The organism is Pseudomonas sp. DWRC2-2 (genome assembly GCF_049897885.1).
Taxonomy (GTDB): Bacteria; Pseudomonadota; Gammaproteobacteria; order Pseudomonadales; family Pseudomonadaceae; genus Aquipseudomonas; species Aquipseudomonas azotoformans_A.
The window spans coordinates 907623-927331 of record NZ_JAFCXD010000002.1; the positions used below are offsets into that span (position 1 = coordinate 907623).

Sequence of the window (19709 nt, forward strand, 5' to 3'; positions counted from 1 at the left end):
GCTTGAAGCTGCTCTTGTTACTGATCATCAAAATACCGCTCATGCCAATCCACCAACGGCTGTGGCGAGTTGAGCTTTTGCCCGTAGATCACCGAATAAGACAGCACGTTCTGCACATACTGGCGGGTTTCGTCGAACGGAATGCTTTCCACCCACACATCGAAACTCAGGTGGTCCGCGCCACGCAGCCACTGGCGCACGCGGCCGGGTCCGGCGTTGTAGGCCGCGGAGGCGAGCACGCGGTTGCCGTTGAACTGGCTGTGCACCTGGCTCAGGTAGGCGGCGCCGAGCTGGATGTTCTTGTCCGGGTCCAGTACCTGGGCCGGGGAGGCCAGGGGGATGCTGAACTTGCGCGCGGTTTCCTTGGCAGTGCCAGGCATCAGTTGCATCAGGCCACTGGCACCAACGCCGGAGCGGGCGTCGTCCATAAAGGCGCTTTCCTGGCGGGTGATCGCGAATACCCAGCTCGAATGCAGGCCGCGCACCTTGGCTTCACGCACCAGGGTGTCGCGGTGAGCCATCGGGAAACGGATGTCCAGGTCATCCCAGTACTGCGCCTGGCTGATGGTGCGGATCGCCGGGAAATACCATTTCATGTCATACGCCAACTTGGCCTGGGCGACCATCTCGTCACGGTTGAAGTGACGGCTCACGTGATACCACTCACGACGACCATCCACCACTTGGCCACGGGCGTAGAATTCCAGCGCACGGCGCACGCCCGGCGTGTTGCGCACCTTGTTGACCAGCGCCTGGCTCATCAGCAGCGGTTTGTTCTTCAACTGATACGGGGCTTTGGAACGATCCGCCGCAAGGAAGCCGTAGAAGTCACGCTCTTGCGCCAGGTTCTTGTACAACACCAGCGCTTGTGGGTTTTTCGGCTCGGCCAGTTCCAGGCTGCGGGCCTGCCAGTAACGCCAGCGGTTGGTGGTCGCCAGGTCTTGTGGGAGTTTGCGGGTCAACTGGTAGGCGTCTTCCCAGCGCGCCAGGCGCAACAGCAGACGCAGGCGCCATTCGGAGACGGTGTTGTCGCGCAGTTCTGGGTCGTATTTGGTCATCACCTCAAGGGCGCGCGGGTCGTAGCGCTTGGCCAACGTCAGGCCGATTTCACGGGCGATCGACACTTTTTCGTCACGGGAGAAGTGCATGCTGCTGGCGTAGCCGTCGAGCAGGGCCATGGCTTTGTCTGGATCCTGGCGGGCCAGGCGACGCAGGCCCAGGCCCACGGCGTCAGACATGGCCTCGGTGGCTGGCAGGAAACGTGACGGGTCACTGAGCATGTCGGGCTTTTGCGCCACGTCCACCATCAGGCGGCCTTGAGCGCCGAGGGTGGGCAAGGTTTTCACCAGGCTGTTGGCGAGTGCGTAGTTGCGCGCTTCGGCGGCGAGCTTGGTGCGGTCCCAGATCTTCTGTTCGGTGAGCTGGCCGTCAGCCGCCCATTGGCCGAAGGTGGCATCGCAGGCAGCCGGTTGAGACTTGCCGGTCATCCAGAGCTTTTCGGTGGTCTTGTAGCCTTCGGCTTTCAGGTTGTGGGTGAGCTGGTACTGGCCATGCAGGCAGTCCAGCTCGACGAAATTGAGCTTGGCGTCGTAGTACTTTTCAAAGGTCTGCCAATCGCCGCGGTCGGCCAACCAGCGCAACCAGCGCAGTTTCATCCAGTTGGCCTGGGGCAGGTCACCGTTTTTGGCCAGGAACTGTTCGATCTCCTGATTGCTCGCGGTTTTCAGGCGCGCCGTCAGTTCGTCGTAGGCCAGGTACGGCGTCAGCGGGTAGTCGGCCAAGGCCTGGCTGTATTGCATGTACGGGCCGGTATCGCCCTTGGCCAAGGCGCGTTTGGCTTCATCGTAATATTGACGTTGGGTGGTGAGGTCCACGGCCTGGGCGGATTGAACGGCGGTGGCGGAAAGAAGCAGACAAGATAAAAAGTTGAAAAGGCGACTGCGCATGAGACGTCCGTGCAGAGAAATCACGACTAGCATCGGCATCGCCGACACTGATTGCCCCTAGCTTAGCCTTTTGCCCGACGCAGACGAAAGCTTTGCTGGGCGGTTCGTTCAAGTTCGTTGGAAATGTCCTACAGAACGTGTCGGCAGCGAAAATGCCAGCCGCATCCCACCCCTAACTCAGGTAGAATGCGCGCCCAGTTTTTGGAGAAGCGTATGACCCTGCTCAAATTCAGCGATGTGTCCCTTGCTTTCGGCGCTATGCCGTTGTTGGACAAGGTGTCCTGGCAGATCGCCCGTGGTGAGCGGGTGTGCATCATCGGCCGCAACGGCACCGGCAAATCCAGCATGATGAAGCTGGTCAAAGGCGACCAGAAGCCCGATGACGGCTCCGTATGGCGCGCGCCGGGCCTCAAGATCGGCGAATTGCCGCAAGAATTGCCGGTGGCCGACGGACGGACAGTGTTCGACGTGGTTGCCGAAGGCCTCGATGGCGTCGGCGCACTGCTCGCCGAATACCATCACCTGGCGCAGAACTGCGTCACCGAAGATGACCTGAACAAGCTGATGCACGTTCAGCAAGACCTCGAAGCCCGTGATGGCTGGCGCTTGCAGCAACTGGTCGACAGCACCTTGAGCCGCCTGCAACTGCCGGCCGACAAGACCCTCGCCGAGTTGTCCGGCGGCTGGCGTCGTCGTGTGCTGCTGGCCCAGGCCCTGGTGTCCGAGCCGGATCTGCTGCTGCTCGACGAACCGACCAACCACTTGGACATTGGCGCGATTGCCTGGCTGGAAGAAGCCCTCAAGGAATTCCAGGGCGCCGTGCTGTTCATCACGCACGACCGTTCCTTCCTGCAGAACCTGGCCACCCGCATTCTTGAACTGGACCGTGGCGGCCTGATCGACTGGAACGGCGACTACGCCAGCTTCCTGGTACACAAGGAAGCCGCGCTGGCTGCCGAAGAAACCGCCAACGCGCTGTTCGACAAAAAGCTGGCCCAGGAAGAAGTCTGGATCCGCCAGGGCATCAAGGCCCGCCGCACCCGTAACGAAGGCCGCGTACGCGCCCTGAAAGCCCTGCGTGTCGAGCGCAGCGAACGCCGCGAGCGCACCGGCAAGGCGAATATCCAGCTGGACACCGCCGACAAGTCGGGCAAGCAAGTGATGGTGCTGGAGAACGTCAGCTTCCATCACCCGGACGGCCCGTTCCTGATCAAGGACCTCTCCATGGTCCTGCAGCGCGGCGACCGTATCGGCCTGCTCGGCGCCAACGGCACCGGCAAGACGACCTTGCTCAAGCTGATGCTCAGCGGACTGCAGCCGACCAGCGGCACCGTGGAAGAAGGCACGCGCATTGACGTGGCCTACTTCGACCAGTTGCGCCACCAGCTGGACCTGGAAAAAACCGTGATCGACAACGTTGCCGAAGGCCGCGACTTTATCGATATCGACGGCCAGAGCCGCCACGTCCTCAGCTACCTGGGCGACTTCCTGTTCAGCCCGCAGCGTGCACGTACGCCGGTGAAAGCCTTGTCCGGTGGTGAGCGTGCGCGCCTACTGCTGGCCAAGCTGTTCAGCAAGCCGGCCAACCTGCTGGTGCTCGACGAACCGACCAACGACCTCGACGTGGAAACCCTCGAGCTGTTGGAAGAAGTGCTGTTGACCTTCAATGGCACTGTGCTGATGGTCAGCCACGACCGGGCATTCCTCGACAACGTGGTCACCAGCACCCTGGTCTTCGAAGGCGAAGGCAAGGTGCGTGAATACGTCGGTGGTTACCAGGACTGGCTGCGCCAGGGCGGCTCGCCGCGCCTGCTGGGCGTGACCGAGAGCAAGTCCGGCAAGGCCGACTTGAACTCGGCGGTGGTGACCCCGGTGGCCGCTGCTGCGCCTGTCCAAGAAGCTGCGCCTTCGGCCAAAAAGAAGCTCAGCTACAAGCTGCAGCGCGAGCTGGAAGCCTTGCCAGGTGATATCGACGCCAAGGAACAGCAGATTGCCGCTGTAGAAGCGGACATGGCTGACGCGGGTTTCTACCTGCGTCCGGCGGCAGAAACCGCCAAGGTCATCGCTTCCCTGGAGAAACTGAACCAGGAGTTGGAAGTGCTGGTTGAGCGTTGGGCCGAGTTGGATGCCTGATTGACCCGCCAGCCATAAAAAAGCCCGGCCTCACTGATGTGAGTGCCGGGCTTTTCGTATCGGTTTACTTGGCGTCTTTGACCAGCTTCACCGCCAGCACATCGCACGGCGCACCGTGTAGCACATCATTGGCAGTGGAACCGAGCAGCAACGCCAGCCCGTGACGGCCATGGCTGCCGACCACGATCAGGTCGCAACCCTTTTCCTTGGCCAGATGGTGGATTTCCTGGCGCGGTTGACCGTAGGTGAGGTGGCAGTCTTCCTTTTTCAAGTGCGGGTATTTGAGAATCAAGCGGTCAAGGCGCTCTTTGGCCTGGTCAAACTGCTGTTGCTGCAACTGGGAAAGGTCCATCGGCACGTCACCGCCAAAGGCCATGGCCATGGGCTCGACGATATGCACCAGCGACAGTATGGCGCCATTGGCCAATGCAGACTCCTGCGCGCGCTTGATCACTGGATCGCACTCTTCGGTCAGATCAACAGCGACCAGAATATGTTGGTAGGGCATGAGGCGTTCCTCCAAGGGACTGCAATAAGTTCAGTATGGCTGCTTTCAAGCGGATGGGGTTGCGTCAGGTCAAATCCGCTCATCTAGAAATTCGGGAGTACACATATGACGGTCTGGATAGTGGTGTCAATCCTTGTGGTGGTTCTGAGCCCTCTGGCATGGCTGCGCCCGTCGCGCCATCAGAGCGGGCGCATGGCCCTGCGCATGGAGGCACGCCGCATCGGCCTGGCCATGCAGTTGTCGCCCCAGGAGTGGCCGCATTGGCTCAAGCAAGAGCCGCCGAGCCCGTGCGCGCAGTATTGCCGGCCACGGCGCGGCAGCACGCCGGCGATCTGGAGTTACTGGCAGCTGGAGCCTGGGGTCTGGGTCAATCAGTGGCGCGAAGTGTGTGTCGATGAAAAGTTGTTGCCGCATTTTGCGACGCTGCCGGACAACGTCTACAAGGTCGAAGCCGACAAGCAGATGATCGCCTTGTATTGGGGCGAGAAGGGCGAGGCGAGCGTGTTGAAGGCTATTGATGCGCTGCTCAAGGCCCTGGCCTGAATCGCAGGCAATAAAAAGCCCGACATCATCATCGGGCTGGAGTTGGCCAGGCAGGCCGGTAATTCTGGTGTTTCGCGCGTCGGATGTTCATCCAGACGCTTTACGGTTGCGGCTAGCCTAGCCGCATATCCCGTTCTGTACATTCTTTTTCCATATCTTTTGCATTATTGATTTCGTGAATAGTTGAATATTGACGAGTCGCGGGCTTAGGGTTGGGGTTCTGAAATGACTGGAAAGTCGCGTTTTTCCTAGGCTTTCGAGCGATTGACAATTGCCCGGAATTGGATGAAGGTGACGTACCCAAATCAAACGGGCGTATGAATTGAGCGTTTGTCTGTCAGACGACTCATACAGAATCCCGACTATCGCATTGGCGGGTGTGCCTGGCGGATTGGCATGAGCATTGACGCAACTGGTCAGTGTCCAACCAGAGGCCAGCGTCCAGTGTGTACTGTTCAGCTTCCATATCGTGGAGATCAGTTGATGATTTACGAAGGTAAAGCCATCACGGTTAAGGCTCTTGAAAGTGGCATCGTCGAACTGAAGTTCGACCTCAAGGGTGAGTCCGTCAACAAGTTCAACCGTCTAACCCTGAATGAATTGCGTCAGGCCGTAGACACCATCAAAGCAGATGCTTCGGTCAAGGGCGTGATCGTTTCCAGCGGCAAGGACGTGTTTATCGTCGGCGCTGACATCACCGAATTCGTCGACAACTTCAAGCTGCCCGATGCCGAGCTGGTGGCTGGCAACCTCGAAGCCAACAAGATTTTCAGCGATTTTGAAGACCTCAACGTACCGACCGTCGCCGCGATCAACGGCATCGCGTTGGGCGGCGGCCTGGAAATGTGCCTGGCGGCTGACTTTCGCGTCATGTCGGCCACGGCCAAGATCGGCCTGCCTGAAGTCAAGCTGGGCATCTACCCAGGTTTCGGCGGCACCGTACGCCTGCCGCGCCTGATCGGTGCCGACAACGCCATCGAGTGGATTGCCGCTGGCAAGGAAAACCGTGCTGAAGACGCGCTGAAAGTCGGTGCCGTCGACGCTGTGGTTGCCCCGGAAAAACTGGCCGAAGCCGCACTGAACCTGATCAAGGGCGCCATCAGCGGCGAGTTTGACTACAAGGCCAAGCGTCAGCCGAAGCTGGAAAAACTCAAGCTCAACGCCATCGAACAAATGATGTCGTTCGAAACCGCCAAAGGTTTCGTGGCTGGCCAGGCCGGCCCGAACTACCCGGCGCCGGTTGAAGCGATCAAGACCATCCAGAAAGCCGCGAACTTCGGTCGCGACAAAGCCCTGGAAGTGGAAGCAGCTGGCTTCGTCAAACTGGCGAAAACCTCCGCAGCCCAGAGCCTGATCGGCCTGTTCCTGAACGATCAGGAACTGAAGAAAAAGGCCAAGGCCTACGACGAAATCGCCAAGGACGTGAAACAGGCAGCCGTACTCGGCGCCGGTATCATGGGCGGCGGTATCGCCTATCAGTCGGCGTCCAAAGGCACGCCGATCCTGATGAAAGACATCAACGAGCACGGCATCGAGCAAGGCCTGGCAGAAGCCGCCAAGCTGCTGGTCGGCCGCGTGGATAAAGGTCGCATGACCGCCGCGAAAATGGCTGAAGTGCTTAACGGCATTCGTCCTACGCTGTCCTACGGCGATTTCGGCCACGTCGACCTGGTGGTCGAAGCGGTTGTCGAGAACCCGAAGGTCAAGCAAGCCGTACTGGCTGAAGTGGAAGCCCAGGTTAAAGACGACACCATCCTGGCGTCCAACACCTCGACCATTTCCATCTCGCTGCTGGCCAAGGCCCTCAAGCGTCCGGAAAACTTCGTCGGCATGCACTTCTTCAACCCGGTGCACATGATGCCGCTGGTGGAAGTGATCCGTGGCGAGAAGTCCAGCGAGCTGGCGGTTGCCACCACCGTTGCCTACGCCAAGAAAATGGGCAAGAACCCGATCGTGGTCAACGACTGCCCGGGCTTCCTGGTCAACCGCGTGCTGTTCCCGTACTTCGGTGGTTTCGCCAAGTTGGTCAGCGCCGGTGTGGACTTTGTGCGCATCGACAAAGTCATGGAAAAATTCGGCTGGCCAATGGGCCCGGCGTACCTGATGGACGTGGTCGGCATCGACACCGGCCACCACGGTCGCGACGTCATGGCTGAAGGCTTCCCGGACCGCATGAAAGACGACCGCCGTTCGGCGATCGACGCGCTGTACGAGGCCAAGCGCCTGGGCCAGAAGAACGGCAAGGGTTTCTATGCCTACGAGGCCGACAAGAAGGGCAAGCAGAAGAAAGTGGCCGACCCGTCGGTGCATGAAGTGCTGGCTCCGGTCATCTACGAACAGCGTGAGGTGTCGGACGAAGACATCATCAACTGGATGATGATCGCCCTGTGCCTGGAAACCGTGCGTTGCCTGGAAGACGGCATCGTCGAGACCGCCGCCGAAGCCGATATGGGCCTGGTGTACGGTATTGGTTTCCCTCCATTCCGTGGTGGTGCGCTGCGTTACATCGACTCGATCGGTGTGGCCGAGTTCGTTGCCCTGGCTGATCAATACGCTGATTTGGGCCCGCTGTACCACCCGACCGCGAAGCTGCGTGAAATGGCCAAGAACGGCCAGCGCTTCTTCGGTTAAGTGCCCAGACGACTAGAGCGAGAATATTTATGAGCTTGAATCCAAGAGACGTCGTGATCGTCGACTTCGGTCGTACGCCGATGGGCCGCTCCAAGGGCGGCATGCACCGCAACACCCGTGCCGAAGATATGTCGGCACACCTGATCAGCAAACTGCTGGAACGCAACGTCAAGGTCGACCCGAACGAAGTCGAAGACGTGATCTGGGGCTGCGTCAACCAGACCCTGGAGCAGGGCTGGAATATCGCACGCATGGCGTCGCTGATGACCCAGATCCCGCACACCGCCGCCGGCCAGACTGTGAGCCGCCTGTGCGGTTCGTCGATGAGCGCGCTGCACACTGCCGCCCAGGCGATCATGACCGGCAACGGTGATGTGTTCGTGGTCGGTGGCGTGGAGCATATGGGCCACGTCAGCATGATGCATGGCGTTGACCCTAACCCGCACATGTCGCTGTACGCGGCAAAAGCCTCAGGCATGATGGGCCTGACCGCGGAAATGCTTGGCAAAATGCACGGCATTACCCGCGAAGCCCAGGACGCGTTCGGCCTGCGTTCCCACCAACTCGCCCACAAAGCGACTGTGGAAGGCAAGTTCAAGGATGAAATCATCCCGATGAACGGTTATGACGAGAACGGTTTCCTGAAACTGTTCGACTACGACGAAACCATTCGTCCGGACACCACCCTGGAAAGCCTGGCGGCGCTCAAGCCGGCGTTCAATCCAAAGGGCGGCACCGTGACTGCCGGTACTTCGTCGCAAATCACCGACGGTGCTTCGTGCATGATCGTGATGTCGGCGCAACGTGCCCAGGACCTGGGCATCCAACCGCTGGCTGTGATCCGTTCGATGGCCGTGGCGGGTGTGGACCCGGCAATCATGGGCTATGGTCCAGTACCGGCCACACAAAAAGCCTTGAAGCGCGCGGGCCTGACCATCAACGACATCGACTTCTTCGAGCTCAACGAAGCTTTCGCCGCACAGGCCCTGCCCGTGCTGAAAGATTTGAAAGTACTCGACAAGATGAATGAGAAGGTTAACCTGCACGGCGGCGCGATTGCCCTGGGCCACCCATTCGGTTGCTCCGGTGCGCGTATCTCCGGCACTTTGCTTAACGTGATGAAGCAAAATGGCGGCAACCTTGGGGTTGCAACCATGTGCATTGGTCTCGGCCAAGGCATTTCCACCGTCTTCGAACGCGTCTAAGCGTTGGGTTGACGGAAGCCGGGGCCCAGTGCCCCGGTTTTTGTTTTTGGGTGGTTTTGTATTTTTTTTTTAACAAATTTTGTAAGAGGGCCAGAGCATGAAAGTCGAACCAGGGCTCTACCAGCATTATAAAGGTCCGCAGTACCGTGTTTTCAGTGTGGCGCGCCACTCCGAGACCGGAGAAGAAGTGGTGTTCTACCAAGCACTGTATGGCGATTACGGCTTTTGGGTGCGCCCGTTGAGCATGTTTGTGGAGACCGTCGAAGTTGACGGCGAGCAGGTCCCGCGCTTTGCTTTGGTCCAGGCCGAACCCAGTCTTTTTTCAGGGCAATAACGGCAGGTCGCGCAGAATGCTGCGCTTGACCTCACCTTGTTGCCACTATATATAGCGTTGCCGCGACAGGCGCCAACTGCCTTTCACTTCTCGAATTCAGGAATTTTCCGATCCATGGGCAAATCGCTGGTCATTGTGGAATCCCCGGCTAAGGCCAAGACCATCAACAAGTACTTGGGCAACGAGTACGTGGTGAAGTCGAGTATCGGCCATATCCGAGACCTGCCCACCAGCGGTTCGGCTAGCGCCAGCAAGGAGCCAGCCGCCAAGCGCGGCAAGGCGGCTGCGGGCGAAGGTCCGGTGCTCACCCCTAAAGAGAAAGCGCGCAAGCAGCTGGTCTCACGCATGGGTGTGGACCCGGATCATGGCTGGAAGGCCAAGTACGAAATCCTTCCAGGCAAGGAAAAGGTCATCGAAGAGCTGCGCCGGCTCGCCAAGGATGCTGACACCATCTATCTCGCGACGGACTTGGACCGCGAAGGGGAAGCCATTGCCTGGCACCTGCGGGAAGCCATCGGCGGTGATGACAGCCGCTACAAGCGCGTGGTGTTCAACGAAATCACCAAGAAAGCCATCCAGGAAGCCTTCTCCAAGCCGGGCGAACTGGATATCGATCGTGTCAACGCCCAGCAGGCCCGTCGTTTCCTCGACCGCGTCGTGGGCTACATGGTCTCGCCACTGCTGTGGGCCAAGATCGCCCGTGGCCTGTCGGCCGGCCGTGTGCAATCGGTTGCGGTAAAGCTGGTGGTGGAGCGTGAGCGCGAGATCCGTGCGTTCATCCCCGAAGAATACTGGGAAGTCCACGCCGACTTGGGCACCGCCAAGGGTGCCAACGTACGTTTTGAAGTGGCCCGCGAGAAAGGCGAGGCGTTCAAGCCGCTGAACGAAGCCCAGGCGATGGCCGCGCTGGAGAAGCTCAAGTCTTCCAGCTACAGCATCGTCAAGCGTGAAGACAAACCGACCAGCAGCAAGCCGTCGGCACCGTTCATCACGTCCACCCTGCAACAGGCCGCGAGTAACCGCCTGGGCTTTGGTGTGAAGAAAACCATGATGATGGCCCAGCGCTTGTACGAAGCCGGCTACATCACGTATATGCGTACCGACTCCACCAACCTGTCGCAAGATGCGGTGGCGATGGCGCGTACTTACATTGAAGAAGAGTTCGGCAAGAAGTACCTGCCGGAGAAGCCGAACGTCTACAGCAGCAAGGAAGGCGCACAAGAGGCTCACGAAGCGATCCGTCCTTCCGACGCCAACACCACGCCTGCCAAGCTGAGCGGCATGGAGCGCGACGCTGAGCGCCTCTACGAGCTGATCTGGCGCCAGTTCCTGGCCTGCCAGATGCTGCCGGCGCAATACCTGTCCACCACCGTGACGGTGGCGGCTTCCGACTTCGAGCTGCGTGCCAAGGGCCGTATCCTCAAGTTCGACGGCTATACCCGTGTGATGCCGCAAATCGCCAAGCCTGGCGATGACGACGTGCTGCCGGACATGGCCCAGGGCGACACGTTGAAGCTGATCAAGCTCGACCCGTCGCAGCACTTCACCAAGCCGCCGGCGCGTTATTCGGAAGCCAGCCTGGTAAAAGAGATGGAAAAACGCGGCATCGGTCGTCCTTCGACCTACGCGGCGATCATCTCGACCATTCAGGACCGTGGCTACGTTGCGCTGCACAACCGTCGTTTCTACTCGGAAAAGATGGGCGACATCGTGACCGAGCGCCTGTCCGAGAGCTTCTCCAACCTGATGGACTACGGCTTTACCGCCGGTATGGAAGAGAACCTCGATGACGTGGCCCAGGGCGAACGCGACTGGAAAAACGTGCTGGACGAGTTCTACGGCGACTTCAAGAAGAAACTCGAAGTAGCCGAAAGCCCTGAAAACGGCATGCGCGCCAACCAGCCGGTGATGACCGACATCCCGTGCCAGACCTGCGGTCGGCCGATGCAGATTCGTACGGCGTCCACTGGCGTGTTCCTCGGTTGCTCGGGTTACAGCCTGCCGCCGAAAGAGCGCTGCAAGGCCACCGTCAACCTGGTGCCGGGTGATGAAATCGCCGCCGATGACGAGGGTGAATCCGAGTCGCTGGTCCTGCGTGGCAAGCACCGTTGCCCGATCTGCAGCACGGCGATGGACGCCTACTTGCTGGACGAGAAGCACAAGCTGCACATCTGCGGTAACAACCCGGATTGCAACGGCTACGAGATTGAAGAGGGCACCTATCGCATCAAGGGCTACGAAGGTCCGAGCCTGGAATGCGACAAGTGCGGCAGCGAGATGCAGCTCAAGACCGGCCGTTTCGGCAAGTTCTTCGGTTGCACCAACCCGACCTGCAAGAACACCCGCAAACTGCTGAAAAGTGGTGACGCGGCGCCGCCGAAGATGGACCCGGTGAAGATGCCGGAACTCAAGTGCGAGAAGGTCAACGACACCTACATCCTGCGTGACGGCGCTTCGGGGTTGTTCCTGGCGGCCAGCCAGTTCCCGAAAAATCGCGAGACCCGCGCGCCGCTGGTGCTGGAGATCGTGCCGCACAAGGATGAGATTGATCCGAAGTACCACTTCCTGTGTGAAGCGCCGAAGAAGGACCCGGATGGTCGTCCAGCCGTGATCCGCTACAGCCGCAAGACCAAGGAGCAGTACGTGCAGACCGAAGTGGACGGTAAGCCTACCGGCTGGAAAGCGTTCTACGACGGCGGCAAGTGGAAGGTCGAGGATAAGCGCCAGGGCGCTTGATCGGCTAATCTGCCAATGACAAAGGCCGCCTGCACAGGCGGCCTTTTTTTGCCCTTGCAGTGCGCTCGGCAGATCCGTGACACTGTTCAGCCAGCATCACGCTTATTCGTTGTGGAGATTGCCGTCATGGCCAACGAACTCTATACCCGTACCAATCAGAAAATTTACTTCGCGGGTTTATCCCTGGAAGCCCTTGGCCGCGCCGAGGAAGGGAAAGAGATGAATGCCATCGCGCTGGTCCAGGCGGGGCGTGAAGCGGCGTTGTTTCACCTGTATGGCGCCTTGCTGGGCCTGTGCCATGAAATCGCCGGGTTTTACCGCCTGCCTCAGGCCGGCTCGCCCCGTGCAGAAATGATCATGAATCGCGAAGTGCTGGACTCGATGGCCATTCCTGAGCTGGCCGAACTGGTGGAAATGGCTCAAAGCCCGGACAGTTGGGTGGCGCGTTTGCTCAAGGCGCATGCGGATATGTTCCAGCCACCGCGTATTCCGCATGTCCCCAAGGGGGATGTGACCCAGCCGCTGATCGTGGCGGTCGCGCTGGAAGAGGAAGAACCCAAGCCGTTAAGCCGGGAAGAGCTGGAAGGCTGGCGCCAGGAGCTGAAAAAGATGGCGCTGCGTTTTCGTGAAGGTCTCAACGAGTGTTGAACATCCTGTAGGCGACCATTCATCAAGCTGTCAAGAAACCTGTTCAGCCCCTCTGCGGGGCTGGGTGGATGACTGATATAATCCCGGCCTTTCGTGGAGAACAGACTTTTATGCCAACGTCCTTTCTGGAAATTGTTGAGTTGCCTGACGGCCGAATCGAGCTGCGCCGGGCTGAGGACGAGGGTTCTCTGGTTATCTTGGATTTTTCCGAGGATGCCAAACAGTTCCTGCAAGGCCAGCACGTGGAAGTGGCTAAAGCCATGTTGAGCGTGGGTGTGCAGATGGCCGGTCGCCTGGCAGAAGGCGAGCCAGAGAAAGACGAAGGGCCGCGGGTTCTTCACTGAGTTCTGAAGAGGGCCGATGTGGTTAAAGCGACTTCTGTGGCGAGCGGGCTTGCCCCGCGTTGGGCTGCGAAGCAGACCTAAATAGATCCAATGCGGTGTATCAGCTATTCCACAGTGCTTGGTTTTGGGGCTGCTTCGCAGCCCAACGCGGGGCAAGCCCGCTCGCCACAATGAGCCCGCTCTCCACAACAAGCCTGCTTCTGGTTTTATCCCAATCGAATGTTCAAGCTCTGCGCATCCCCCGTGCGTGCGGCACTGATCAACTGTTGCTTGGCGCTGACACTCAGTGGATTCAACCAGCTCACCACCGTATGGCTGCGGCCCAGACGCAATGCTTCACAGGTCAACTGCTGGGCACTTTGTGCGCCACGCGGTTGCAGCAACAGGATGCGCTCGCGGTTGAGACCGGCATCCCGCAGCCAGGCCTGGGTCAGGCTGGCGGGCGGGGCGATCAGCGTCAGCCAGCGGGCGTCCTGCTCTTCGCTCAGTTCACGCAGGATCGGCGCCAGCAGGCTCAGGCAACTCCCCGCTGCACCGCGCAACGACAATTCACTGAACGCCTCAGGTTCGGCGCCCCAGGGCGCTTCGACCGTTTCCTTGAGGATAGGCGCAAGGGGTTGGGCCATGAAGGCCTCGAACAGCGACAGTTGTGTGTGTTGTGGGGTGTGGACGAGTTGCATGATGCCTCCTCTAGCGGCGAATGACGCCGACGCTCAAGCCTTCGATCACCAGGTCCTGGTCTTTCAGGTTCACTTCAATCGGGGCGAACTCAGGGTTCTCGGCCAGGAGCCAGACCTTGCTGCCTTCGCGCTTGAAGCGTTTGACGGTGACTTCATCGCCGATGCGGGCGACGACGATCTGGCCATTACGGGCTTCGCGGGTGGTGTGGACGGCCAGCAGGTCGCCATCGAAGATGCCCACGTCCTTCATGCTCATGCCGTGGACCCGCAACAGGTAGTCGGCGCGAGGATGGAAGAAGGTCGGGTTGATGTTGCAGGATTCCTCGACGTGCTGCTGCGCCAGGATCGGCGCACCGGCGGCGACACGGCCGATGATCGGCAGGGTCGATTCGTCGGCCTTGGCTTCGAAGCCAGGGATTCGAATACCGCGCGAGGCACCGGGGGTCATCTCGATCGCGCCTTTGCGAGCGAGGGCCTTGAGGTGTTCTTCCGCGGCGTTGGGGGACTTGAACCCCAGTTCCAGCGCAATTTCCGCTCGTGTCGGCGGGTAGCCGTTGTCATCGAGGCAGCGCTTGATAAAAGCCAGAATCTCAGCTTGGCGTGGCGTCAGTTTTAGCATGTTGATCGCTCTGTCTTTTTATACAGTGACTGGGATTATATACAGTGAACTGCGCTTGGCAATCATCCTTTTGCGCCACTCCGCTGGACGGTCATCGGGCATGCTTCCCACAAGCCAGGGATAGCGCTGCCTACAGACCGGTATGGATGTGATTAAATAGCGATGAAATGTATGACTGCTCGGCCGGAAAGCGAACCCTCAGGCTTGACAAGACACACCCTGAAACGTATGTTTCAAACAAGTGTTTGTCAGGCGGAGTAGCCATGGCCCAGTCGGAAACCGTTGAACGCATTCTCGATGCTGCCGAGCAATTGTTCGCGGAAAAAGGATTTGCTGAAACTTCATTGCGGCTGATCACCAGCAAGGCTGGCGTCAACCTCGCTGCAGTGAACTACCATTTCGGCTCGAAAAAGGCCCTGATCCAGGCGGTGTTCTCGCGCTTCCTGGGGCCGTTCTGCGCGAGCCTCGACCGTGAGCTGGAACGTCGCCAGGCCAAGGCTGACCATAAGCCGACCCTGGAAGAGCTGCTGGAAATCCTCGTTGAGCAAGCTCTGGTGGTTCAGCCTCGCAGCGGCAACGATTTGTCGATTTTCATGCGCTTGTTGGGCTTGGCGTTCAGCCAGAGCCAGGGTCACCTGCGCCGTTACCTCGAAGACATGTACGGCAAGGTATTTCGTCGCTATATGTTGCTGGTTAACGAGGCCGCTCCGCGTATTCCGCCGATCGAGCTGTTCTGGCGTGTGCACTTCATGCTCGGTGCCGCTGCGTTTAGCATGTCTGGGATCAAAGCGTTGCGGGCCATTGCCGAGACTGATTTCGGCGTCAACACCTCCATTGAGCAGGTCATGCGCCTGATGGTGCCGTTCCTGGCCGCCGGCATGCGCGCCGAGACCGGTGTGACCGACGCGGCCATGGCCGCTGCCCAATTGCGCCCACGCAGCAAGTCCGCGCCAGCCCCCGCCAAGGTTTGACCGCGCCGGGTGGGCGCGGCCGCTTGCATCCGCTAAAGTAGCGGCCCATGCCGAATTCAGCTATTTACTCATAACTCGTTGTGCTCACTGTGCCTGGTGAGGGCAACGGGTTGTGTGCGTTATTTAAGGAAGGTTTATGACTGCTGCCCTGCAAGGTTCTTTGATGGTCGACGTGGCCGGCACCTGGCTGACGGCCGAGGACCGCCACCTGCTGCGCCAGCCTGAAGTGGGCGGCCTGATCATTTTCGCGCGCAATATCGAGCATCCGCGCCAAGTGCGGGAATTGAGCGCCGCGATTCGCGCCGTGCGCCCGGACCTGTTGCTGGCTGTCGACCAGGAAGGCGGCCGCGTACAGCGCCTGCGCCAGGGCTTTGTGCGCCTGCCGGCCATGCGTGCGTTGGCCGACAACCCCAACGCCGAATACCTGGCCGAGCAGTGTGGCTGGATCATGGCGACTGAAGTGCTGGCCGTTGGCCTGGACCTGAGTTTCGCCCCGGTGCTGGACCTGGACTACCAGCGCAGCGCCGTGGTCGGCACCCGTTCCTTCGAAGGCGACCCGGAGCGCGCCGCCGTGCTGGCCGGTGCCTTCATTCGCGGCATGAACTGCGCCGGCATGGCCGCCACCGGCAAGCATTTTCCCGGCCACGGTTGGGCTGAGGCCGATTCCCACGTCGCCATTCCCAATGATGAACGCAGCCTGGAACAGATTCGCGCCAATGACCTGGTGCCTTTCGCACGCCTGAGCAAGCAACTTGCGGCCGTGATGCCCGCGCACGTGATCTACCCGCAGGTCGACGCCCAGCCAGCCGGGTTCTCGCGCCGCTGGTTGCAGGACATCCTGCGTGGTGAGTTGCAGTTCGATGGGGTGATTTTCAGCGATGACCTGTCGATGGCTGGCGCCCATGTGGTGGGCGACGCCGCCAGCCGTATCGAAGCGGCGCTGACGGCGGGTTGTGACATGGGGTTGGTATGCAACGATCGCGCGGCTGCAGAACTGGCGTTGAACGCCGCCCAGCGCATGAAGGTCAAGCCATCGGCCCGAATCGCACGGATGCGCGGCCAGGCGATTGCGTCGACGGACTACAAGCAGGATCCGCGTTGGCTGAAAGCCCTCACTGCCTTGCGCGATGCGCAGTTGATCTAGCGCTTTTCCTGTTTGTTGGGCAACGGCGCAAACAGCGCTTCGATATCCTCGTTGCCCAACTGCCAATCCCCAGTAGTACGCCCATCCAGCACGCCCGCTGCCAGATCGGATTTTTCCTTCTGCAGGTGCTGGATTTTCTCCTCCACCGTGCCCCGGGCAATCATCTTGTAGACGAACACCGGCTTCTCCTGACCGATGCGATAGGCACGGTCGGTGGCCTGGTTTTCCGTGGCCGGGTTCCACCAAGGATCGTAATGGATCACCGTATCGGCCTCGGTCAGGTTCAGGCCAACACCGCCGGCCTTCAAGCTGATCAGAAAAATCTGCAGCTTGCCGCTCTGGAAGTCCTTCACCGGTGTGCGCCGATCCCGGGTCTGGCCGGTGAGCAGTGCGTAGGCCACGCCACGTTTTTTCAGCTCGACTTCGATCAGGCTCAGCATTGAGGTGAACTGGGAAAACAGCAGGATCCTCCGACCTTCCTCAAACAGTTCCTCAAGCATCTCCATCAAGCTATCCAGCTTGCCGGAGCTGCCGCCACGGGCGGGCAGGGTCGCGTCGTTGACCAGCCGCAAGTCGCAACACACTTGGCGCAACTTCAGCAGCGCCTCAAGAATGATGATCTGGCTGCGCGCCACGCCTTTGCGGGTGATCTCGTCGCGGACTTTCTTATCCATCGCCAGGCGCATGGTTTCGTACACGTCGCGCTGGGCTTCATTGAGGTCGACCCAGTGGATGATCTCGGTCTTGGGGGGCAATTCTGTCGCCACCTGTTCCTTGGTGCGGCGCAGCAGGAAAGGTTTGATCCGACCGTTGAGGTGCTGCAATCGTACATCGCTGGCGCGCTTTTCGATGGGCACGCGGTAATCGCGGTTGAAGCTTTTCACGTCACCGAGCCAGCCCGGCAGCAGGAAGTGAAACAACGACCACAGCTCGCCCAAGTGGTTTTCCAGCGGCGTACCACTCAGGCACAGGCGCTGGCGTGCGTTCAGCTCGCGCGCCGCCTGGGCCGCCTTACTGGACGGGTTCTTGATGTACTGGGCTTCATCGAGGATCAGTACATGCAAGGGCAGGGCGGCGAGTTGTTCGATGTCCTTGGGCAGCAGTGCATAGGTGGTCAGCAGCAGGTCATAGTCCTGCAGGTTGGCGAAATGTTTCTTACGCCCCGCGCCATACAGCGCCAACACCTTGAGTTGCGGTGTGAAGTGCGCCGCCTCGTCCAGCCAGTTGGGAATCAGGCTGGTGGGCATCACCACCATGCACGGCCGATCCAGGCGACCCGCGGCCTTCTCGCTGAGAATATGCGCCAGGGTCTGTAGGGTTTTGCCCAGGCCCATGTCATCCGCAAGTATGCCGCCAACATCCAGCTGACGCAGCGACTGCATCCAGCTCAAGCCTTCCAGTTGGTAGGGGCGCAAGGTCGCGTTCAGCCCTTCAGGCGCTACGCAGGTAAAGTCCTTGATATCCCGCAGGCGCTGGGCGAAGTTGCGGATCTTCTCGCCACCCTCCCATTGCAGCGGCAAGTCTTCCAGTGGGTTAAGCCGGATCGCATCGGCCTTGGCCATGCGCAGCGTGGTGGTGCCGGCTTCCTGTAGGTAAAACTCACCGAGGGTCGCCAGTACGGGCTTCAGTCGACCGTAGGGCAGCGCCACTTGTATCGGGCCATGGCCATTGGGCAGGCCTGGGATATTCACCAGGATCAGCTCATCATCGCGGCGCCGCGCCAGCTTCTCCGGGTTGAGAATCTCGGTGTGGGAGCGCATCAGGTTCAGCAGGATCGGCAACAGGCTCAGCCGTTCGCCGTTGACGATGATCCCCAGCTCCAGATCGAACCAATCACGCTCCGGACCTTCATCAACGGTGGCATACCAGTCATCGACGGCGCTGAGGTCGAAGCCGAAATCGTCATCGATCAGCAGCTCCCAACCCTCGGCGCGAAGTGTCGGCGTGGCATTGAGGGTGAAGGTGAGCCAGGCACTGTCATTGACCATCTCGAACAGCTCGCCGGCGCTTTCCGGCAGGGCCTTGCTCTGGCGCGTGGCGATCTTGAAGCCCAGCAGGCGCAGTTGTTCACGATACGGTTGCTCAAGCTCCGGATGCCGCTTGATCCGCAGGCTCTGGGTGTCCTGGCGCACGATGATGTCAGCGTTTTTTTGCCCGCTGACGTAGTTACCCAGGTAGTTGAACGACAGCGCCGCGCGGTGCTGGATATAGCGCTGCATCTTGCCGTTGCGCGGTTCGAAGGCGCTGAATTCGACACTGGCCATCCACAGGCGCGGTACCGGCACCACGTCTTCCATCACCACTTGCGGCAGCACTGCACGGTTTTCCAGCACGGCCTGGAGTTTTTCCAGCAGCTCTGCATCCTGTGCGGCGGCGGGGTAGGCCAGGGTTTCCTGGACCTTGAGCAATACCGCGGCGATGTGTTTGCAGTTGGTGTGCACCGGGCAGGTACAGCGGCTGTCCACCAGGATCAAGGTGCCCTTGGCCGATTCACGCAGCGAGATGGTCTGGCGATACACGTTGCTGCCGGAGCCTTCGCAACTGGCGACGATGGTGCTGTCGCCGCACTCGACGATGCGCACCCGGTTTTCCAGGGCATAACGTCGCCCGCGCTCAAGGCTCTGCTCTTTAAAGCGATTGGCCCACGAAGGGGCCAGGGGTTTGGTCAGCGACGACGTGAGGGACATGGTGCTGGATCAGTCCTGGATGTCGGGCGGTGGCGCGCTGGGGGGCTTGGCGGTCAGCGAGGTGATCTTGATCAGCAGCGCCAGGTGGCCGCCGTCCAGGTAGTTCAGTTGGTTGTTCTTGGTACGCACGTCGGTCTGGCTCAGGTGCTCGCTGGCGATCACGCTGCCGTTGGCGTCGAATTGGTTGATCCAGAAGTTCGCATCGATATCGGTAAAACGCCCCAGTTGCAGGCTCAACACGCCCTCGATCGGAAACTGGCCGAATTGCTCCGAACCGTCGGTGATCGCGACCTTGACCGGCTGCTCGCCCAGGTTCTGTTCCCACGCCTTATGCAGCAGCACCGTGTAGGTAGAGTCGGCACGCAGCTTGTCGACAATGTTGGACAGGCGCGGCGGGCTCAGTCTATCGCCCAGGCGCGCCGCTCCGGCATCCCAGTTTTCCGGGGCGGCGCGGCTGTTGATCACCGGCTCGGCGTTCTGGCGCACCAGGATCATTTCCACCTGGTACGGGCTATCGGCGAACGCCGCAGGGGCCACGACCACCAACAACAGGCTCAACATGCGGATCAGGCGCATTGGG

General features: G+C 60.1%; 16 protein-coding genes. 10 read left to right on the forward strand and 6 right to left on the reverse strand.

Annotated features, from left to right (window positions below; genetic code table 11):
• Window positions 1-17: 17 nt before the first annotated feature.
• A complete protein-coding gene (locus tag ACP7EW_RS12830) occupies window positions 18-1946 on the reverse strand; it encodes a transglycosylase SLT domain-containing protein (protein WP_426217404.1) in 1929 nt (642 codons plus the stop codon).
• Between the two features lie 213 nt (window positions 1947-2159).
• On the opposite strand from ACP7EW_RS12830, the gene ACP7EW_RS12835 reads away from it, so the two are divergent.
• The gene (locus ACP7EW_RS12835) at window positions 2160-4079 is read left to right on the forward strand and encodes an ATP-binding cassette domain-containing protein (RefSeq protein ID WP_426217406.1); all 1920 of its coding nucleotides are present in this window, start codon (window positions 2160-2162) and stop codon (window positions 4077-4079) included.
• A 64-nt stretch (window positions 4080-4143) separates the two neighbouring features.
• On the opposite strand, the gene ACP7EW_RS12840 is transcribed toward ACP7EW_RS12835, so the two are convergent.
• Window positions 4144-4587, reverse strand: coding sequence for a universal stress protein (locus tag ACP7EW_RS12840; protein WP_033902582.1), 444 nt, complete (start codon window positions 4585-4587; stop codon window positions 4144-4146).
• Between the two features lie 105 nt (window positions 4588-4692).
• On the opposite strand from ACP7EW_RS12840, the gene ACP7EW_RS12845 reads away from it, so the two are divergent.
• The 7 genes from ACP7EW_RS12845 to ACP7EW_RS12875 all read left to right on the forward strand — a co-directional run bounded on the left by ACP7EW_RS12845 (window position 4693) and on the right by ACP7EW_RS12875 (window position 13028).
• Complete coding sequence (locus tag ACP7EW_RS12845) at window positions 4693-5130, forward strand: hypothetical protein (RefSeq protein WP_033902581.1); 438 nt, start codon at window positions 4693-4695, stop codon at window positions 5128-5130.
• A 483-nt stretch (window positions 5131-5613) separates the two neighbouring features.
• Entirely contained in the window at window positions 5614-7761 is a 2148-nt protein-coding gene (gene fadB, locus ACP7EW_RS12850; protein WP_095015132.1) for a fatty acid oxidation complex subunit alpha FadB, read from the forward strand.
• A 29-nt stretch (window positions 7762-7790) separates the two neighbouring features.
• Complete coding sequence (gene fadA / locus ACP7EW_RS12855; RefSeq protein WP_016975260.1) at window positions 7791-8966, forward strand: acetyl-CoA C-acyltransferase FadA; 1176 nt, start codon at window positions 7791-7793, stop codon at window positions 8964-8966.
• A 97-nt stretch (window positions 8967-9063) separates the two neighbouring features.
• Window positions 9064-9300 (forward strand): DUF1653 domain-containing protein, encoded by a 237-nt coding sequence (locus ACP7EW_RS12860; protein ID WP_426217409.1) that lies wholly within the window; start codon window positions 9064-9066, stop codon window positions 9298-9300.
• A 114-nt stretch (window positions 9301-9414) separates the two neighbouring features.
• Window positions 9415-12036 carry a type I DNA topoisomerase gene (gene topA, locus ACP7EW_RS12865; protein ID WP_269133196.1) on the forward strand — a complete coding sequence of 874 codons (2622 nt, stop codon included), beginning with the start codon at window positions 9415-9417 and terminating at the stop codon, window positions 12034-12036.
• 126 nt (window positions 12037-12162) lie between these two features.
• Window positions 12163-12684, forward strand: coding sequence for a DUF6586 family protein (locus ACP7EW_RS12870; protein ID WP_033902578.1), 522 nt, complete (start codon window positions 12163-12165; stop codon window positions 12682-12684).
• 110 nt (window positions 12685-12794) lie between these two features.
• Entirely contained in the window at window positions 12795-13028 is a 234-nt protein-coding gene (locus ACP7EW_RS12875; RefSeq protein ID WP_016975264.1) for a hypothetical protein, read from the forward strand.
• Between the two features lie 206 nt (window positions 13029-13234).
• Here ACP7EW_RS12875 and sulA read toward each other — a convergent pair whose 3' ends face one another.
• Window positions 13235-13708, reverse strand: coding sequence for an SOS-induced cell division inhibitor SulA (sulA, locus tag ACP7EW_RS12880; protein WP_426217412.1), 474 nt, complete (start codon window positions 13706-13708; stop codon window positions 13235-13237).
• Window positions 13709-13718: 10 nt separating this feature from the next.
• The gene (gene lexA, locus ACP7EW_RS12885; RefSeq protein ID WP_003172575.1) at window positions 13719-14327 is read right to left on the reverse strand and encodes a transcriptional repressor LexA; all 609 of its coding nucleotides are present in this window, start codon (window positions 14325-14327) and stop codon (window positions 13719-13721) included.
• A gap of 263 nt (window positions 14328-14590) precedes the next feature.
• On the opposite strand from lexA, the gene ACP7EW_RS12890 reads away from it, so the two are divergent.
• Both ACP7EW_RS12890 and nagZ read left to right on the forward strand, forming a co-directional pair.
• The gene (locus tag ACP7EW_RS12890; RefSeq protein ID WP_033902576.1) at window positions 14591-15298 is read left to right on the forward strand and encodes a TetR/AcrR family transcriptional regulator; all 708 of its coding nucleotides are present in this window, start codon (window positions 14591-14593) and stop codon (window positions 15296-15298) included.
• Window positions 15299-15434: 136 nt separating this feature from the next.
• A complete protein-coding gene (gene nagZ, locus ACP7EW_RS12895; RefSeq protein WP_426217414.1) occupies window positions 15435-16442 on the forward strand; it encodes a beta-N-acetylhexosaminidase in 1008 nt (335 codons plus the stop codon).
• Here the strand turns inward: nagZ and ACP7EW_RS12900 are convergent.
• Together ACP7EW_RS12900 and ACP7EW_RS12905 are read right to left on the reverse strand one after the other, a co-directional pair.
• Window positions 16439-19129, reverse strand: a complete 2691-nt coding sequence (locus ACP7EW_RS12900; RefSeq protein ID WP_426217416.1) for an SNF2-related protein — start codon at window positions 19127-19129, stop codon at window positions 16439-16441. The genes nagZ and ACP7EW_RS12900 overlap by 4 nt on opposite strands.
• Before the next feature lie 9 nt (window positions 19130-19138).
• Window positions 19139-19705 (reverse strand): CsiV family protein, encoded by a 567-nt coding sequence (locus tag ACP7EW_RS12905; RefSeq protein WP_033902573.1) that lies wholly within the window; start codon window positions 19703-19705, stop codon window positions 19139-19141.
• Between the last annotated feature and the right edge of the window lie 4 nt (window positions 19706-19709).

Bases quoted from the DNA above. Each gene is read 5' to 3' on its own strand.
- ACP7EW_RS12830 (WP_426217404.1), bottom strand. From the start codon at position 1,946: ATGCGCAGTCGCCTTTTCAACTTTTTATCTTGTCTGCTTCTTTCCGCC.
- ACP7EW_RS12835 (WP_426217406.1), top strand. From the start codon at position 2,160: ATGACCCTGCTCAAATTCAGCGATGTGTCCCTTGCTTTCGGCGCTATG.
- ACP7EW_RS12840 (WP_033902582.1), bottom strand. From the start codon at position 4,587: ATGCCCTACCAACATATTCTGGTCGCTGTTGATCTGACCGAAGAGTGC.
- ACP7EW_RS12845 (WP_033902581.1), top strand. From the start codon at position 4,693: ATGACGGTCTGGATAGTGGTGTCAATCCTTGTGGTGGTTCTGAGCCCT.
- fadB (WP_095015132.1), top strand. From the start codon at position 5,614: ATGATTTACGAAGGTAAAGCCATCACGGTTAAGGCTCTTGAAAGTGGC.
- fadA (WP_016975260.1), top strand. From the start codon at position 7,791: ATGAGCTTGAATCCAAGAGACGTCGTGATCGTCGACTTCGGTCGTACG.
- ACP7EW_RS12860 (WP_426217409.1), top strand. From the start codon at position 9,064: ATGAAAGTCGAACCAGGGCTCTACCAGCATTATAAAGGTCCGCAGTAC.
- topA (WP_269133196.1), top strand. From the start codon at position 9,415: ATGGGCAAATCGCTGGTCATTGTGGAATCCCCGGCTAAGGCCAAGACC.
- ACP7EW_RS12870 (WP_033902578.1), top strand. From the start codon at position 12,163: ATGGCCAACGAACTCTATACCCGTACCAATCAGAAAATTTACTTCGCG.
- ACP7EW_RS12875 (WP_016975264.1), top strand. From the start codon at position 12,795: ATGCCAACGTCCTTTCTGGAAATTGTTGAGTTGCCTGACGGCCGAATC.
- sulA (WP_426217412.1), bottom strand. From the start codon at position 13,708: ATGCAACTCGTCCACACCCCACAACACACACAACTGTCGCTGTTCGAG.
- lexA (WP_003172575.1), bottom strand. From the start codon at position 14,327: ATGCTAAAACTGACGCCACGCCAAGCTGAGATTCTGGCTTTTATCAAG.
- ACP7EW_RS12890 (WP_033902576.1), top strand. From the start codon at position 14,591: ATGGCCCAGTCGGAAACCGTTGAACGCATTCTCGATGCTGCCGAGCAA.
- nagZ (WP_426217414.1), top strand. From the start codon at position 15,435: ATGACTGCTGCCCTGCAAGGTTCTTTGATGGTCGACGTGGCCGGCACC.
- ACP7EW_RS12900 (WP_426217416.1), bottom strand. From the start codon at position 19,129: ATGTCCCTCACGTCGTCGCTGACCAAACCCCTGGCCCCTTCGTGGGCC.
- ACP7EW_RS12905 (WP_033902573.1), bottom strand. From the start codon at position 19,705: ATGCGCCTGATCCGCATGTTGAGCCTGTTGTTGGTGGTCGTGGCCCCT.